At 45.3% G+C, this 15,880-nt stretch carries 11 protein-coding genes and 1 tRNA gene; 10 read left to right on the forward strand and 2 right to left on the reverse strand.

Going from position 1 to position 15,880, the window contains the following annotated elements; translation table 11 throughout:
• Positions 1-284: 284 nt before the first annotated feature.
• Entirely contained in the window at positions 285-3,545 is a 3,261-nt protein-coding gene (locus QUB11_RS17310; RefSeq protein ID WP_333391255.1) for an ATP-binding protein, read from the reverse strand.
• 396 nt (positions 3,546-3,941) lie between these two features.
• On the opposite strand from QUB11_RS17310, the gene QUB11_RS17315 reads away from it, so the two are divergent.
• From QUB11_RS17315 to QUB11_RS17350, 8 genes are all read left to right on the forward strand, one after another.
• The gene (locus QUB11_RS17315; RefSeq protein ID WP_333391257.1) at positions 3,942-4,877 is read left to right on the forward strand and encodes a circadian clock protein KaiA; all 936 of its coding nucleotides are present in this window, start codon (positions 3,942-3,944) and stop codon (positions 4,875-4,877) included.
• Between the two features lie 188 nt (positions 4,878-5,065).
• Positions 5,066-5,380 (forward strand): circadian clock protein KaiB, encoded by a 315-nt coding sequence (gene kaiB, locus QUB11_RS17320; RefSeq protein WP_006632119.1) that lies wholly within the window; start codon positions 5,066-5,068, stop codon positions 5,378-5,380.
• A gap of 347 nt (positions 5,381-5,727) precedes the next feature.
• Positions 5,728-7,290 (forward strand): circadian clock protein KaiC, encoded by a 1,563-nt coding sequence (kaiC, locus tag QUB11_RS17325; protein WP_333056794.1) that lies wholly within the window; start codon positions 5,728-5,730, stop codon positions 7,288-7,290.
• A 187-nt stretch (positions 7,291-7,477) separates the two neighbouring features.
• The gene (locus tag QUB11_RS17330) at positions 7,478-7,762 is read left to right on the forward strand and encodes a hypothetical protein (RefSeq protein WP_333391258.1); all 285 of its coding nucleotides are present in this window, start codon (positions 7,478-7,480) and stop codon (positions 7,760-7,762) included.
• A gap of 109 nt (positions 7,763-7,871) precedes the next feature.
• On the forward strand, positions 7,872-8,180 hold the full coding sequence (locus tag QUB11_RS17335; RefSeq protein ID WP_333205207.1) for an EAL domain-containing protein: 309 nt from the start codon (positions 7,872-7,874) through the stop codon (positions 8,178-8,180).
• 164 nt (positions 8,181-8,344) lie between these two features.
• Entirely contained in the window at positions 8,345-9,160 is an 816-nt protein-coding gene (locus tag QUB11_RS17340) for an alpha/beta hydrolase (RefSeq protein ID WP_333391260.1), read from the forward strand.
• 5 nt (positions 9,161-9,165) lie between these two features.
• Positions 9,166-10,782, forward strand: coding sequence for a diguanylate cyclase domain-containing protein (locus QUB11_RS17345; RefSeq protein WP_333391262.1), 1,617 nt, complete (start codon positions 9,166-9,168; stop codon positions 10,780-10,782).
• Positions 10,783-10,853: 71 nt separating this feature from the next.
• Positions 10,854-11,018, forward strand: coding sequence for a hypothetical protein (locus QUB11_RS17350; RefSeq protein ID WP_333391264.1), 165 nt, complete (start codon positions 10,854-10,856; stop codon positions 11,016-11,018).
• 66 nt (positions 11,019-11,084) lie between these two features.
• Here QUB11_RS17350 and QUB11_RS17355 read toward each other — a convergent pair.
• Positions 11,085-11,157, reverse strand: a tRNA-Arg gene (locus tag QUB11_RS17355).
• 371 nt (positions 11,158-11,528) lie between these two features.
• Here QUB11_RS17355 and QUB11_RS17360 point away from each other — a divergent pair.
• Both QUB11_RS17360 and QUB11_RS17365 read left to right on the forward strand, forming a co-directional pair.
• Complete coding sequence (locus QUB11_RS17360) at positions 11,529-14,396, forward strand: ATP-binding protein (protein ID WP_333391265.1); 2,868 nt, start codon at positions 11,529-11,531, stop codon at positions 14,394-14,396.
• A complete protein-coding gene (locus tag QUB11_RS17365; RefSeq protein WP_333205158.1) occupies positions 14,389-15,825 on the forward strand; it encodes a response regulator in 1,437 nt (478 codons plus the stop codon). Before QUB11_RS17360 ends, QUB11_RS17365 begins: the two co-directional genes overlap by 8 nt.
• Positions 15,826-15,880: the final 55 nt, after the last annotated feature.

A 15,880-nucleotide genomic window follows, 5' to 3' on the forward strand; every position in this document is an offset into this window, starting at 1 on the left:
GCTTCTTGACTCGGCACACTTCGGGGTTTTCATTTAAATATTTCTCAAATTATGTTTACATTCAGGCTTGTCGTTTTTATTCACTGTTTTAGACACGACTGATTACCTCACTACCACTAGGCAAACTTCTGAGTTATTAGCAACTTGAATCAGTTAATAAATAAGGCTTCGCGGTTGTCAGTTAAAGCTCTACAAAATTATGTTTTAGCTCATAATAATAGTTTATTTTTACTGATTTATAAACGAGTTAATTCCGCACTACAAACCTGGTAAATCCTTCATTTTCAAGAACTTGAGTGAGTTAATAAAGCCTGTTGAATTTTGTCTAACAATTGTGCTGCAGATAAGGAAGAAGGCAAAATTTTGGCAGATACTTCTTGCAGGAGAAAGTCGATCGCCTCGGATTCCGAATTTACAGCAGACCGATAATCCCAGACTAAAATTGGCAGTTTTACTGCCATTTGGCGCAAGTTCGATAGCGCCTGCAGCATAGCGGTTGATTCTGAGGGCGCATCTCGCAAACACAGCAAAACTAAGTCAACGCTTTGATATTGCAACTGCTGCAAAACTTCTGTCCAAAAGGGAGCGATCGACCCTCGAAATCCTGCGGTGTGGACGTACTGAATCAAAGCTTGAAAGTTGGGAGTAGAAAACTGGGAATTGGGGAGGGGAATCTCGGCCGCGGTCGATCGAGCGCAATGTTCCAATTCTCCCGTCGGGTTCCCCCCAGAAGAGGAGTGCAAATCCGGTAAAGTCGAAATGTCGGCAAATAAAATGCTGGGCTTCCAACTCATGCCCGCAGCAACTTGAATCACTTGCCACAAAGCACTTGGCATTAACCCGGTTGGTGAAGTTTCACTGTCGTCGGGACTGCTAGTGGCTAAACAGGGAAATACCGACAATCCTTTGACTTGATTTGCCAGTTGGGTAGTTCGAGGGTCTAAAGTCACCAAGGGGAGAGAACCCAAATTGCGAGACCGACTTAACTGTTCGATAAAAGCTAAGGGGTTTTGCAGTTGACTTGTACCATCCAAGACGATCGCGTCGGGTCGCCAAATTCGGGCCACGAGTTCTGCTTGGTCGAGGTCGTCTGCTTCTAAAACCCGGCAGTAGTTGGGGTTGAGCAGTAAAGCGGAACCTTGAGAGGAACTGTTTTGCGGGCTGAGCCACAATACGGTTAAAGAACTCCTCACTTTGCTGGTACTGGCATTACTGTGACCGATCAAGTCTGCCAGCAGCCTCCGCAAAGCGGGTTCTTCCACCGGCAAGCTCAAAAAGCCTTCGGCTCTGTTGACACTGGCCCGTTCTTTTTCGCCTCTGGTGGCCGTGACGATCGCCGGAATCGATCGGGTATCCGGGTCACTCTTGAGCAGCGTCAGCACGTCCCAACCGGACAGCAGCGGCAGCAGCGGGTTGAGGAAAATCGCTTCGGGACTGAACCTGCGGGCTTTTTCCAACGCTTCGGTGCCGGAACGGGCGACTATTACTTGGTAGCCCAAACCTGAGATGACGTTGGTTAAATCTTCGATATATTTGGGAACTGCTTCGACTATTAATACTAAACGAGAGCGAGAATGGGCGGTCAGAATCGGATATTGGGGTTTTAATAATTCTTCCTCAGCGGTTCCCGGTGTCGAGACTTCTTCACTGTTGTTTCCCGGAGGAGTTGGTGGCAGCAGCAGGGTAAATTGAGAGCCTTGGTTTTCGGAGGAAATAAACGAAACGTCTCCGCCGTGGAGCCGAGCTAGGCGTTGAGTTAGTACCAGTCCCAGTCCGGTTCCTTGAAAGCGCCTGGTGAGGGGGCTTTCTAGCTGTTGGAATTTCTGAAAGATTAGGTGCTGTTTGTCGGCGGGGATGCCGATGCCAGTGTCCCAAACTGTGAATGCGATCCAGCCTTCCCAAACATTTACTTTCAATCCGATTTTGCCACCGAGTTCGGTGAATTTTAGGGCATTGGAAAGGAGGTTAACCAGCATTTGCCGCAGTCGCAGTTCGTCGGCAATTAAGTGGCTCAGTCCCGGTTCTATTTCGAGTGTAAATTCAATTTGGGCGGAGGGTTCTGCGTTGGCTGTACCGTCAGTTTTGCTGGGGGCGGGAGGGTTTTTTTCTTCTTGCTGTTGCAGTTGTTTTGCTTGTTCAAAGGCTCTTTGGCAGGTTGATGCTATTTCGACTGCTTCGGGAATTAGTTCTAGCTGCCCGGTTTCCATCCGGGTCAAGTCTAATATATCGTTAACAATTGTCATCAAATGCCGCCCGCTTTTATGGATTAGTTTGGCGTAGCGTGTTTGGCGATCGTTGAGTTCTCCGATCAATTTATCTTTGAGGAGGCTGGACAAACCGAGGACGGCGGTGAGTGGGGTTTTTAGTTCGTGGCTGATGCAGGATAAAAATTCGTCTTTTAGTCGGTTGAGGTGGATTAAATCTGCGTTTTTCGCTGCTAGTTCTTTGGCGACTAAATGTTCTTCCGTGACATCTTGTCCCATTACTAAAATTAGCTGGTCTGAGAGCGGCTGTTTGACAAATTGCCAGATCCGTTCTTGCCCTTTTTGTACGGGGCACTCGCAAATGTAGGTGTCTGGTTTGCCGGCCATGGGACACCAAGCTGGAGCGGTTAATGTTGAGGGGGAGGCTGCAGCGTACAAGGGCAGCGGGCAACTGGTGGCTGCTGTTGAATCACGCGCGGCGAAGCTATCCCGCAGGGAATCGCCCGATCTACTTGCTCCTACTAGGCTCCTGCAGTCTTTGGTGATGGCCTCAAACTGCACGCTCTTGTATTCGCTTGTTAAATTGCTTGGTTTGCGGGGCGAGTGTTTACCCAAATTTGCTGCTGGTTCTGGAACTGGTTCTGGGCCTGCTCCCAGCAAAATCCGCCACGCTGCGTTTTGGCTGACTATTTGTGCGGTAGGGGTTTGCAATCTCAGGGGCAGGGGCAGTTTTTCCAACAGTTCCACTAGGGAGTTCAGGTTTTCCGAAGGTTTCAATCCTGCTTCTAGAAAGCGCACTTGAGCGCCTAGGGCCGTGGCGATGGCTTCGGAAATTGGTTTTTTTAATTCGATTTCTTTGACTGCTGTTCCCTGCTCTGTGAGGCTGCAGAGCGAGCTGCTGTTGAGTGCGGCGAATTGCAGCAGGCTCAGGCTGTCTAGCATTCCTAAAAATTGACCACTGGCATCTGTGAGGGCGATCGGGTTGTTTGATGAAATGCCTGCGGTTTGACGGTTGGGCCGGGCTGGGGTGTTCAGTTCGTCTGTTTGCAGGTACTGCCAGAATTCGCTGACGCTCATAGCAGCAGGTAATGCCCTGACTGGTTCGATCGCGATCGGGCTTTCTGACAAAGGTTGCTGCCCGTCGTTTGTGCGATCGGCCGCGCGGGCCCAAAGGCTGCGGAGGTAAACTAATCCCAGCGGCTGTAGCTGTTCGTTGACTACAGCGACTCGATCGCAGTTGCAGGAGCTGAAAATTGACTGCAGCGATTCTAGCGCACCCGTTTGGAGGCACAGCGGCACTGGCTCGATAAAATTTTTGAGACTGGGGGTGGTGAGTGGCATAACAAACCTGAGAGTCTGCTCGGGAGAGCAGTAATATTTTTGATGCTCAATGTAGCTGCGAATTTCTGTATCTTATTTGTTTTATATCAGTTCGCTATCAGGCTCGGTATCCGCACCGAGACGGGGGAGTTCGATGCCTACGCCTGATTTGAGGCGACTAGCAATTATTTTAAGGCTTAAGCTTAATTGCAGAAATCACGCTCAGGGTGCTTGACACCAACACCAAGGAGTACACTTTGATTCTTCCTCTGGTAGAAGCACATCACTTATTTTGCGGTTAAGATTGGTTAAAATAAATGTTGAGATGATTGTTAAAATGTTAAGTTTTTTGTAAAGGAGATATCAACTCTGAGCGATCCAGCACTTTCAGGCAACTTAGGTGGTGCACCTACAGCTTTGCTTCCTCAACTGTCTATCGGTATTTTTGTCCGCTCTGAGGAAATCGCAGCCTCTGCGATCGAGCTTTTGAGAGGCGAACGCTATGCTTTAACGCACATTAAGTCGGCAGTGGAGCTTTTGGGGTTCCTTAAGCACAATTATCACCTTGATTGTTTGGTTTTGGAGGTGGATGGGGATCTGCGATCGCTTCTGGGCAAGCTGCAAGAACGATCGATCTTTTTGCCTGCTGTGATTTTTTCGGCTCACGCGCACGTAGATGGAAGATCCGAAGCACCCTATTCAGATGGTTTTGAGGCCGCAGCCAGTACCGCCAACCAGAGTCAAGACGAAAGCTGTGCTTTTTTTTATCACCCTGCTGAGGTGCAACTGGCAATCGATCGATCGAGCTCCATAGCTGCCGGTATCGATCGGGCGATCGCACAATTTCTGAAGCTTTCAACTCCGGTTCCTGTCAACTACCAATCCGTAACGGTCGATGCGACAGCCCAATTGACTGCTCAAAGTTTGCTCAGCCGACAGCAGCGGCGGCTGGCGGAAAAATTACGGGAGCGATTAGGATACTTAGGTGTGTATTATAAAAGAAATTCCCAGATTTTTTTGAAAAATCTGTCGGCAACCGAGAAGCAAAAGTTTTTGGAGCAACTCAAGTCAAGTTATCGCGACATCGTTTTGAATTATTTTTCTCAAGATACTGCGGTCAACAATCAAATAGATGAATTTGTGAATTTGGCTTTTTTTGCTGACGTTCCCGTGACTCAAATTGTGGAAATTCACATGGAATTGATGGACGAGTTTGCTAAACAGCTAAAAATAGAAGGGCGCAGCGAGGAAATATTGCTCGATTACCGCTTGACTCTGATTGACGCGATCGCTCATATGTGCGAAATGTATCGGCGATCGATTCCGAAAGAGACATCTCAAGGTAGAATGTAGAAGGGATTCGGCATAATTGAAGAAAGAAAAGGTAGAAGGTAGAATCTAACAAAAAATAAAGGAGCCGACAAACGGTCGCGCGAGCGCTAGGCTGAAATTATTATAAAATAACAAAGAACAGCGGATTTAAGACAAATAACAACTACAACTAACATCTGACAACTAATACTCAACATTTAAAAAAGTTCATGAGTCCTCTGAAGAAAACCTACGTTCTGAAGCTATACGTTGCGGGGAATACTCCCAACTCAGTCCGAGCTTTGAAAACCCTAAAGGACATCCTAGAACAAGAATTTCAAGGTGTCTACGCGCTGAAAGTCATAGATGTTCTCAAAAACCCTCAGCTAGCAGAAGAGGACAAAATATTGGCAACCCCGACGCTGGCCAAAATCCTGCCGCCGCCGGTGCGAAAAATTATTGGCGATTTGTCCGATCGTGAGAAAGTTCTGATAGGATTAGATTTGCTCTATGAAGAACTTCGCGAAGAAGACCTGAATTCATAAGATAATCAGGTAAGAGTCAGTCGATTTTAGATTTGAGACTTCGGTTGGGCGTGAAACGTTCGGCGAGCGCGAGCGTCGAAGCGTCGAGTCGCGCGAGCGTCGAACGATTTTAGATTTGAGATTTACTCCACAGATGAATCTGGGATGTGGCACAAAAGTCTAAAATTTTTATCTTTCCACGACAGGAGTACGTGGCACGGTATCGGTTTTTGGGCGGGGTCATTAGTCAGCATTCAGCAGTCATTAGTTATTGAGCAAGAGCCAAAACTAAAAGCTGGGTACAAAGACTCATGATCGGCGGTTAATGAGTGACAACTAAAGAATACTGAGAGTTGACAAAAATCGACATGAATGAAATTAGTCAAACGGTTAAACGAGAAGGATTGGTAACGGCAGGAGTTGAAAAAATTCGCACGATGATTGAGGGTTTTGATGACATCAGTCACGGCGGAATGCCCATCGGCAGAACCACCCTAGTCAGCGGCACATCAGGAACGGGAAAAACTTTATTTGCCGTACAATTTCTCTATAATGGAATTACCCATTTTGACGAAGCTGGAGTGTTCGTAACTTTTGAAGAATCTCCGACAGATATTATTAAAAATGCTTGCAGTTTCGGTTGGGATCTGGCACAATTAATCGAGGAAGGCAAGCTATTTATTTTGGACGCTTCCCCCGATCCAGAAGGTCAAGATATCGTAGGAAATTTTGATTTATCAGCCTTAATCGAGCGAATTCAGTACGCCATTCGCAAGTACAAAGCCAAGCGGGTTTCAATAGATTCTGTTACCGCCGTATTTCAGCAGTACGATGCTGCATCGGTGGTGCGCCGAGAAATTTTTCGCTTAGTTGCGCGCCTCAAACAAGTCGGAGCAACTACAGTTATGACGACGGAACGGGTGGAAGAATACGGCCCGGTGGCTCGGTTTGGAGTGGAAGAGTTTGTGTCGGATAATGTGGTGATTGTTCGCAACGTATTGGAAGGAGAACGCCGCCGCCGCACCATCGAAATTTTGAAGTTGCGCGGTACAACTCATATGAAGGGCGAATATCCTTTTACTATGACTAATGACGGAATTAATATTTTCCCATTAGGGGCGATGCGATTAACTCAAAAGTCTTCCAACGTGCGGGTTTCTTCGGGCGATAAAACTCTCGACGAGATGTGCGGTGGCGGCTTCTTCAAAGACTCGATTATTTTGGCTACGGGTGCAACGGGAACCGGCAAAACGCTGTTGGTGAGCAAGTTCTTGCAGAATGCTTGTATGAACGGCAATCGGGCGCTGCTTTTTGCCTATGAAGAGTCCCGGGCTCAGTTGTTCCGCAATGCTTATTCTTGGGGCATTGATTTTGAGGAAATGGAACAGAAAGGAATGCTGAAGCTGCTGTGTACTTACCCGGAATCTGCTGGTTTGGAAGACCACTTGCAGACTATTAAATCAGAAATTGCGGAGTTCAAACCTTCTAGAATTGCTATAGACTCGCTGTCGGCATTAGCTAGGGGTGTCAGCAATAATGCTTTCAGGCAATTTGTGATCGGAGTGACAGGTTTTGCGAAGCAGGAAGAAATAACTGGCTTTTTTACGAATACAAGCGACCAGTTTATGGGTTCTAATTCGATTACGGACTCCCATATTTCTACGATTACTGACACGATTATTATGCTGCAGTATGTAGAGATTCGAGGAGAAATGTCGCGGGCAATTAATGTGTTTAAGATGCGCGGTTCCTGGCACGATAAAGGAATTCGGGAATACACAATTACTGAAAGAGGCCCACAAATTAAAGATTCGTTCCGTGGTTACGAACGGATTATCAGCGGTTCTCCGACTCGGATTACGATTAATGAGAAGAGTGAGCTATCGCGGATTCTCCAGGGTGTGCAAGGTCAAGATGACGAGGATATTTGAGAGTTAGCAGTAATTCGTTGTTAAAAGTAGGTTGGGTTGAGCTAGGAAACCCAACTTTTTTAATTTGAGGAGTTTGTGAACATTTATAGCAACCGCGACAATGTTTGGCAGGTTCTTAATTGCTGAAATATGAGCTTTTATTGCCTATCGATCCCAATACCTAGAGTTGTTACACAGCAACAATACCTTGGGTCAAATCCAATACCTTGGCGATCGCAAATCTCTTGAATTGTGCTTGGAAAGCCAATACTTGCTGTACGATCGACCTCAGCTCGATTGGCAAACAGGTAGCCTTGCTGGTGTTAAAGTTATAGTAGGAGTGTATTCTCCTGAACTAGGTTGGATTCATCGCCATCGATGTATTCCCCTCGCCGAAAAAACTGGATTGATGTGGCCCGAAGAGCAAATGGATTTTAGAGCAAGCTTGCTGGCAATATCAGCAGTGGCTAGCAGCAGGACTAATTCTTCCTAATATCGCGGTGAATCTGTCGGCACGTCAACTCACCCAACCGACTTTAATCGCTAAGAGCGATCGCATCCTCGATCGCACCGAGATGAAGCCGAAATATCTATAGCTACAGATTACGGAAACTGTAATGATGCTTAATGTTGACATTACATACCATGTTTTGAGCAAATTATCAAAGCATGGTATTGGGATTTTTGTCGATGATTTTGGGACTGGCTATGCTGCTTTTAATAACCTGAAAAATTTTCCGGTGAAGTCGCTCAAAATTGCTCGCTCATTTGTCCGCGATTTAGCCAGCGCTCCGAGCGATCGCGGACTTCACAAACCCATAGTTGTAATCACACATGGCTTAAATCTGAGCACAATTGCTGAAGGAATGGAAGCCCCAGCGAAATGGGAATCGTTACAAGCGATCGCCTAGGAAATCGGGCAGCGTTATATGTTGAGGAAGCCTGCCATTGCTGAGGTTGCCATTCAATTAATCCGACATCCTGAATTGTTATCTACCACTATGTGGAATCAGCAATCGTCCCTCATGAAAGCGCGCAAAAGTCTTATAATTAATTTAATGCTCGTCTCGCTCAAATGACTAAAAAAATTTTCTTACGGAATAATATAAAAGTGTTTGGACAAGGCGCCCAGACGATGATGTTTGCTCATGGATTTGGGTGCGATCAAAATATGTGGCGTTTCGTAACACAGGCCTTCGAGAAGGATTACAAAATTATCCTATTTGATTATGTAGGTTCGGGACAGTCTGATATTAGTGCCTACAGTTATGAACGTTACAGCGACCTCAATGGCTATGTTCAGGATGTCCTCGATATTTGTGAAGAATTGGCGTTGACTGATGTGATTTTTGTAGGCCATTCTGTCAGCAGTATGATCGGCCTTCTGTCCTCAATTCAAGCTCCTAATTACTTTAATCGCCTGATTTTCGTAGGGCCTTCACCCTGCTACATCAATGATTTACCAAATTATTACGGAGGGTTTGAGCGCAAAGATATTGAGGATCTCCTCGATATCATGGAGAAAAATTACATTGGTTGGGCAAGCTTTCTGGCGCCAATGGTGATGCAGAATCAGGATCGTCCTGAGCTAAGTGAGGAACTTGAGACAAGTTTTTGCTCTACCGATCCGGTGATTGCAAGTCGCTTTGCCGAGGTAACTTTTTACTCTGACAATCGCAGTGATTTACCCAAGGCATCAGTACCTACACTGATATTGCAATGCGCTGATGATGTGATTGCTCCCACCGAGGTAGGGCATTACCTTCAGCGCCACCTACCTAAAAGTACGCTACGGCTGATGAAAGCTACGGGACATTGCCCGCACCTGAGTCATCCACAAGAGACGATCGAGATGATTAAGGAGTATTTGAGTGCACCTCATACTACCTGATTTGTATGGCAAACATGACCTACCAGATAGACGAGCTACTCAACACGTCACCCTGTGGATTCCTCTCGTTTGCTGACGATGGTACGATCGTAATGGTCAACGCCACATTACTGCAATTACTCGGATACGAAACCGATGAACTGCGGGGACAGAAGATGGAGTCCATTCTGCCAATGGCCAGCCGGATTTTCTATCAAACCCATTTCTTCCCCCTGTTGAAGCTCCACGGTAAAGTAGAGGAAATTTACTTCTCATTAAGGTCAAAGCAGGGTAGTGATATACCGATGCTGATCAACGCTGTGCGTCGGGAGAAAGGAGGAAGCTTCGTCAACAATTGCATCTTGATCTGTATCCGCCAGCGTATCCTATACGAAGGTGAAATTATTAAAGCAAAAAAAGCAGCAGAGGCAGCTATTCTCGCCCAAAAGCAAGCGGAAATCGCCCTGCGGCAACAGTACGACAAGGCTATATTACTTCAAGAGATTACTCAACACATCCGTCAATCTCTTGATTTGTCTACAATTTTTGAGATTGCTTCGCAGGAGATTCGCTTGTTTCTTGATGCCGAGCGCGTCGGCATATTTAAGTTCGATCCTGATAGTAAATTTGGATATGGTGAGTTTGTTTCAGAATCCGTAGGCGAAGGATGTAAATTGGTAAGCAAAAATCAATTTAACGACCAGTGTGGTGGTGAACAAGGTCTTGATTCATATCAAGAATGGAGAACGCAGGTAGTAGAAAATATCAATAATATTGACCTTCAACACTGTTACCGCGCTCTTTGGAAACAATTTCCGGTTCGGGCTAATTTAGTTGCGCCGTTGCTCAATGGACAAGATTTGTGGGGGTTGTTATGTATTCATCAATGTTCTGCGCCTCGGCAATGGGAAGAATTTGAAGTTGACCTTGTTAAACAGATTGCTAATCAGTTAGCGATCGCCATTAAACAAGCGGATATTTTTCATAAGTTGCAGAAGGAATTGGCAGAAAGGCAGCAGGCTCAAGCGCGGATGAGAGAAATTAATCAACAACTGGCACTCTCTAACGAAGAACTAGCCCGCGCTACTCATCTCTTAGAACAAGTGGTAAATATTGATGGGTTGACTCAAATTGCTAATCGTCGCTGTTTTAATGACCGCTTAGAGCATGAATGGCAGCGGCTATACCGGGAAAAAAAACCTATTTCTCTTTTGTTATTTGATGTGGATTATTTCAAACGTTATAATGATTCCTACGGTCATCAAATGGGGGATAGTTGTCTGTTCAAACTTGCTCAGACGGTGCAAGAGGTGGTGTACCGTCCGGCGGATTTAGTGGCGCGTTACGGCGGAGAAGAATTTGCCATCATTTTGCCTAATACAGATCTTGATGGAGCGAGTTCGGTGGCCCAACGGATTCACGCTGCTATTCAAGCTTTACATATTCCTCACAAAACCTCTGATGTGAGCGATGTAGTTACTATTAGTATGGGTATCGCCAACTTGATTCCGATTTCGGAACTATCATCGGCTGACTTGATTGCGATCGCCGATCGTTCACTCTACCGTGCCAAGCAACAGGGGCGCAATCAGTCCGCGACCTGCGAGTACAGTGGCGATTCAATTTTTGACACTGACGCTTAAATCACAATAATTGAGGCCGAGGACAAAAATTTGTCCCCGGTCTATCAAAATCAGTCATTCTATAAATCTACATGAGCACGGAGCTATTGGAAAACTCGGCTCCGACCGTCGCAGAATTTCCAGAGCCAGCCGACCTGCTCAACCAGTTGAAAGCGCGGCGCAAAAAGTCCGGCGCAAACTTGGCAGATATGGAGGTGGTTTTGGAGATACTTGGAACAGATGGGAGCGAAAGTTGAGCGGAAAAGAGGACTATCGGTAATACAATTAACCTGAAACCCTTACCCCGCAAAAGACATAGAAAGTGAGCACGGAGGGATTTGAACCCCCGACCCTCAGGACCGGAACCTGATGCTCTATCCACTGAGCTACGTGCCCTCGACTTTCTGAAGTATAACACGTCTTGCGGAAAATGGCGAGTGCCGATCGCAAATTTCCTAGCCGGCCTCCAAATCGCTTGGCCTACCGGGGTTGAACTCGGCCCCGCGATCGCGTTTATTAGGTAGTTCTCGAAGCCAGGGACTAAAAATTCTACCTAAATTATCAAAATAATACGACAATGGGGTAAAATAACAGCCTTTAATATAGCAAAAATTAGGTTCACATTCGATCGGGGTCGAGCATCTACCAAAGCTAAAATAGCCCGCATCAATTCCCCCCAGCTAAGCGGCAGTAAATAAATGGTGCGGCAGTTAAGACAGGTTGTGCAAATACGGTTCTAGGCTAAGTTCACCAAACCTCTGAATCTTATGGTTTCTAAAATTTTAGACAAATTACCGCTGCGAACTGTTCTCATAGTTCCATTTATACTGCAAATCCTGGGAGCCGTGGGACTCGTAGGATATCTGTCTTTTAGAAACGGACAAAAAGCAGTTAATAACCTTGCCAGTCAGTTAATGACCGAGGTGAGTTTGCGTGTCGAGCAAAACCTGCAAATTTACCTGAAAACTCCCCATCAAATCAATCAAACCAAGCTGGATGCTGTCAAGCTCGGCTTGTTAAAGATGGAAAACTTATCAGCTTGGGAGAAATATCTTTGGCGGCAAGTACAATTATATCCCTATATCAATTTTACCTCGGTTGGCAACAAGAAGGGAAATTATAGAGGCGGTCAACAACTTTCTAACGGCTCCCGAATGATTAATGTGATAGACGCCTCTACTGGGTTAAATTTTAATTCTTACAATACGAACGCTCTCGGCGATCGCACTACAGTTACCACCCTTGCCAAAAACTATGATCATCGGCAACATCCTGCGTACCAAAAAGCCGTAAAAGTGGGCAAACCTACTTGGAGTTCGGTTTTTGTTTCATTACTAGAACCGACATTACTTATCAGCGCTATCCAACCCGTATACAGCGACATGAATCAGCTAGAAGGAGTCTTATTTACTGCCTTGCGTCTCGACCATCTTGGGAGATTTCTCAATAGTCTCAAAGTTGGAAAATCCGGTCAAACATTTATTATCGATCGCCAGGGTACCTTGTTAGCAACTTCCACAACAGAAAAACCGTTTCGCACTAAAGGTAATGAAAGACAATTGTTTAAAGTGGAAGAAAGCAGCAACCCTTTTACTCAAGCGACAGCTAAATATTTGACGGCAAAGTTTAAAAAATTAGACCACATTAAAAAATCCGAGTTATTGAGCTTTGAAATAGATGACAAGCGACAATTTTTAAAAGTCTTGCCGTTCCAAGACGGCAAAGGTTTAGACTGGCTGATTGTCGTAGTTGTTCCCGAAGCAGATTTCACCAAAGAAATCGATGCCAATACCCGCACAGCGGTTTTGCTTTGTTTCGCAGCTTTAGGAGTAGCGGTGGGGATCGGCATTCTGACTTCTCAGTGGGTGACAAATCCTATCTTGAGCTTAAATACAGCCGCCAAAAATATTGCTAAAGGTGAATGGGACAAAACAGTAGAAAGCGAACGAGCAGACGAATTGGGGGAATTAGCCAAGTCATTTAACAGCATGGCTCAACAACTGCAACAATCTTTTGAAACTTTAGAACAGCGAGTGCAAGAGCGGACGGCAGAATTGGCTATAGCTAAAGACAAAGCAGAGGTAGCGAATCAAGCTAAAAGCACTTTTCTTGCTAACATGAGCCACGAATTGCGATCGCCTCTCAATGCAATTCTCGGCTTTTCCCAACTGATGACTCGCAGCCAAACTCTATCCCCCGAACATCAAGAAAATATTAGCATAATTAGGAGCAGCGGAGAACACCTCCTTACCCTGATTAATAACGTGCTGGATTTATCTAAAATTGAATCGGGGCGCACCACCCTCAATCCCCATAAAATAGACCTCTATCGCCTGCTCAATGACTTGGAAGATATGTTTCAACTCAAAGCAGATGACAAGCACTTGCAGTTGGTTTTTGACCGCAGTCCCGATGTGCCACAATACATAGAAACTGACGAGTTAAAGTTGCGGCAAATCTTAATTAATCTGCTCAATAACTCTCTTAAGTTTACCCATGAGGGCGGTGTAGCGGTCAGAGTTAGCAAGGAGTCATTAGGCAGAAATCAGCAGGCAGAAGGGGGAAATATTGAGCACTCCGAAGTATCACCAAATACAGAACTTTCCGCCATTAATGGTCTTAAAATATCTCAATTCAGTCAGTCGAACAACCAGATCATTGCCACCCCAAATGACGATTCAGCTTCAACCTCTTCCTTCTTCCTTCATTTTGAAGTGGAGGATACTGGCCCCGGTATTGCTACCAAGGAATTAGACGATCTTTTTGAACCTTTCGTGCAAACCAAGACAGGCAAAGATTCGCAAGAAGGTACCGGCTTGGGATTGCCAATCAGCCGCAAATTTGTGGAATTAATGGGCGGCAAAATGAGCGTCTGTTCTACTGTTGGTAAGGGAAGTAATTTTAAGTTCGACATTCAAGTTATTGCGGTCAATGCGGCTGATATTGAAAGCCCAAAACCGAGCCGGAATGTTATTGCGCTGGAACCCAACCAACCCACCTATCGAATTTTGATAGTAGACGATAAACCGCTCAACCGCCAACTGTTAATTAAAATCCTCTCTCCTCTGGGTTTTGAACTAAAAGAAGCTACTAACGGTCAAGAAGCTATTGAGATTTGGGAGAGTTGGGAACCGCATCTCATTTGGATGGACATGAGAATGCCTGTGATGGATGGCTACGAAGCTACGCAATACATTAAAAGCACTATTAAAGGTCAAGCTACTGCGATTATTGCGCTGACAGCGAGCGTTTTGGAGGAAGAACGGGCAGTTATTTTATCGGCGGGCTGTGATGCTTTTATGAGGAAGCCTTTCCGGGAAGCCGATATTTTTGATGCTATGCACAAACATATCGGAGTGCGCTATATTTATGAAGATCCGGCTCAAAGTGATTTATCGGCAATCAAAGAGGGCGATCGCGCTATGAGTGCGGCTGATTTCGTAAAATTGCCTGATTCACTGGTAGCTGATTTAAAGCTAGCGATACTGAATGCAGATATGGATTTAATTGATACCTTGAGCGAGCAAATTAGATTAAAGGATGCAGTAACGGCAGGTGCGATCGCAAATTGTATAGAAAATTTTGAGTACGACAAAGTTTTAAATTTAATCTCTGAAGCAATATCACATGAATAACGACCTTCTTAGCACCGATCGCGGTAATATTTTAGTAGTTGACGATACCCCAGCTAATTTGCGGCTGCTAGCCGGAATTTTGAACAGCAAGGGCTATAAAGTTCGCCCGGTACCTAGCGGTGAGTTAGCGCTTTCGGCGGCAAAAGGTATGCCTCCAGATTTGATTTTGCTGGATATTATGATGCCCGAAATGAATGGGTATGAAGTTTGCGAAAAGATCAAAGCTGATGAACGAACTTGCGAAATCCCGGTAATTTTTATTAGCGCGATTAATGACGTACTTGATAAGGTCAAAGCCTTTGCTGTGGGCGGGGTAGATTATATTACCAAGCCCTTTCAGGTGGAAGAGGTTCTAGTGAGGGTAGAAACCCATTTAGCAATGTGCCAGTTGCGAAAAAAACTCCAACAGAAAAACCATGAACTTACAGTTACTTTAGACCAACTGCAAGCTACTCAGAATCAATTAGTGCAATCGGAAAAAATGGCGGCATTAGGGCAACTGATTGCGGGCATTGCTCACGAAATTAATACGCCCTTGGGGGCAATTCGGTCGTCGATTGGAAATATTACCAGCTTTTTGGATAACAATCTCGAAAGTTTGCCAGTTTTTTTTAAAGAACTGTCAGCAGAACGCCAGCAGGATTTCTTGCGTTTGATGTACAGTTCTAGCCAACAAAATTACTCTTTATCTACTCGAGAAAAACGGGTATTGAAAAAAGGCGTGAAGCAACAACTACAGTCGGAAGGCATTGACAATTCTGACAGCCTTGCTAGCATTTTAGTCAATATCGGATTGCAGGAAAATCTGCAAGAATTCTTGCCGTTGCTCAAAGCTCCTGACAGCGAAAATATTATAAAAACAGCCTACGACTTTGCTAGCATTCACAGAAGCGCCCGAACCATTGCTACCGCTACTGAACGCGCTGCAAAAGTCGTCTTTGCTCTGAAAAATTATGCGCGTTACGATGTCAATGGGGAAAAAATACAGGTGAATATTACGGAGGGAATTGAAACTGTATTAACTCTTTATCAAAACCAAATTAAGCAGGGTGTGGAAGTCGTCAGAAAGTATCAAGCTCACTTGCCGGCGGTTTTGTGTTATCCCGACGAACTCAATCAAGTTTGGACAAATTTAATTCACAATGCCTTACAAGCGATGGACAATCAAGGGACTTTAACAATTGACGCGGTACAACAAGATACCAGCCTGTTGGTAAAAATTATTGACAGCGGTAAGGGGATTCAACCCGATATTATTCCTAAAATTTTTGAGCCTTTTTTTACTACCAAACCTGCCGGAGAAGGCAGCGGGTTGGGACTGGATATTGTCAAAAAAATAATTGAAAAACATCAGGGTAAAATTGATGTGGAGTCGAGGCCCGGTAAAACAGCATTTACCGTGTCTTTGCCGATTAATTTAACTGAGTAGGTACAGCGCCGGAGACTGAAGTCTGGGGCGAAAATTTGCAGTCTACCCGCGCAGA

The sequence above is a fragment of the Microcoleus sp. B6-A1 genome (assembly GCF_036705085.1).
In the GTDB taxonomy this organism is placed as follows: Bacteria; Cyanobacteriota; Cyanobacteriia; order Cyanobacteriales; family Microcoleaceae; genus Microcoleus.

What these genes read in the sequence shown, in the direction of transcription:
- QUB11_RS17310 (WP_333391255.1), bottom strand. Translation starts at nt 3,545, where the DNA reads ATGCCACTCACCACCCCCAGTCTCAAAAATTTTATCGAGCCAGTGCCG.
- kaiB (WP_006632119.1), top strand. Translation starts at nt 5,066, where the DNA reads ATGAGTCCTCTGAAGAAAACCTACGTTCTGAAGCTATACGTTGCGGGG.
- kaiC (WP_333056794.1), top strand. Translation starts at nt 5,728, where the DNA reads ATGAATGAAATTAGTCAAACGGTTAAACGAGAAGGATTGGTAACGGCA.
- QUB11_RS17340 (WP_333391260.1), top strand. Translation starts at nt 8,345, where the DNA reads ATGACTAAAAAAATTTTCTTACGGAATAATATAAAAGTGTTTGGACAA.
- QUB11_RS17345 (WP_333391262.1), top strand. Translation starts at nt 9,166, where the DNA reads ATGGCAAACATGACCTACCAGATAGACGAGCTACTCAACACGTCACCC.
- QUB11_RS17350 (WP_333391264.1), top strand. Translation starts at nt 10,854, where the DNA reads ATGAGCACGGAGCTATTGGAAAACTCGGCTCCGACCGTCGCAGAATTT.
- QUB11_RS17360 (WP_333391265.1), top strand. Translation starts at nt 11,529, where the DNA reads ATGGTTTCTAAAATTTTAGACAAATTACCGCTGCGAACTGTTCTCATA.
- QUB11_RS17365 (WP_333205158.1), top strand. Translation starts at nt 14,389, where the DNA reads ATGAATAACGACCTTCTTAGCACCGATCGCGGTAATATTTTAGTAGTT.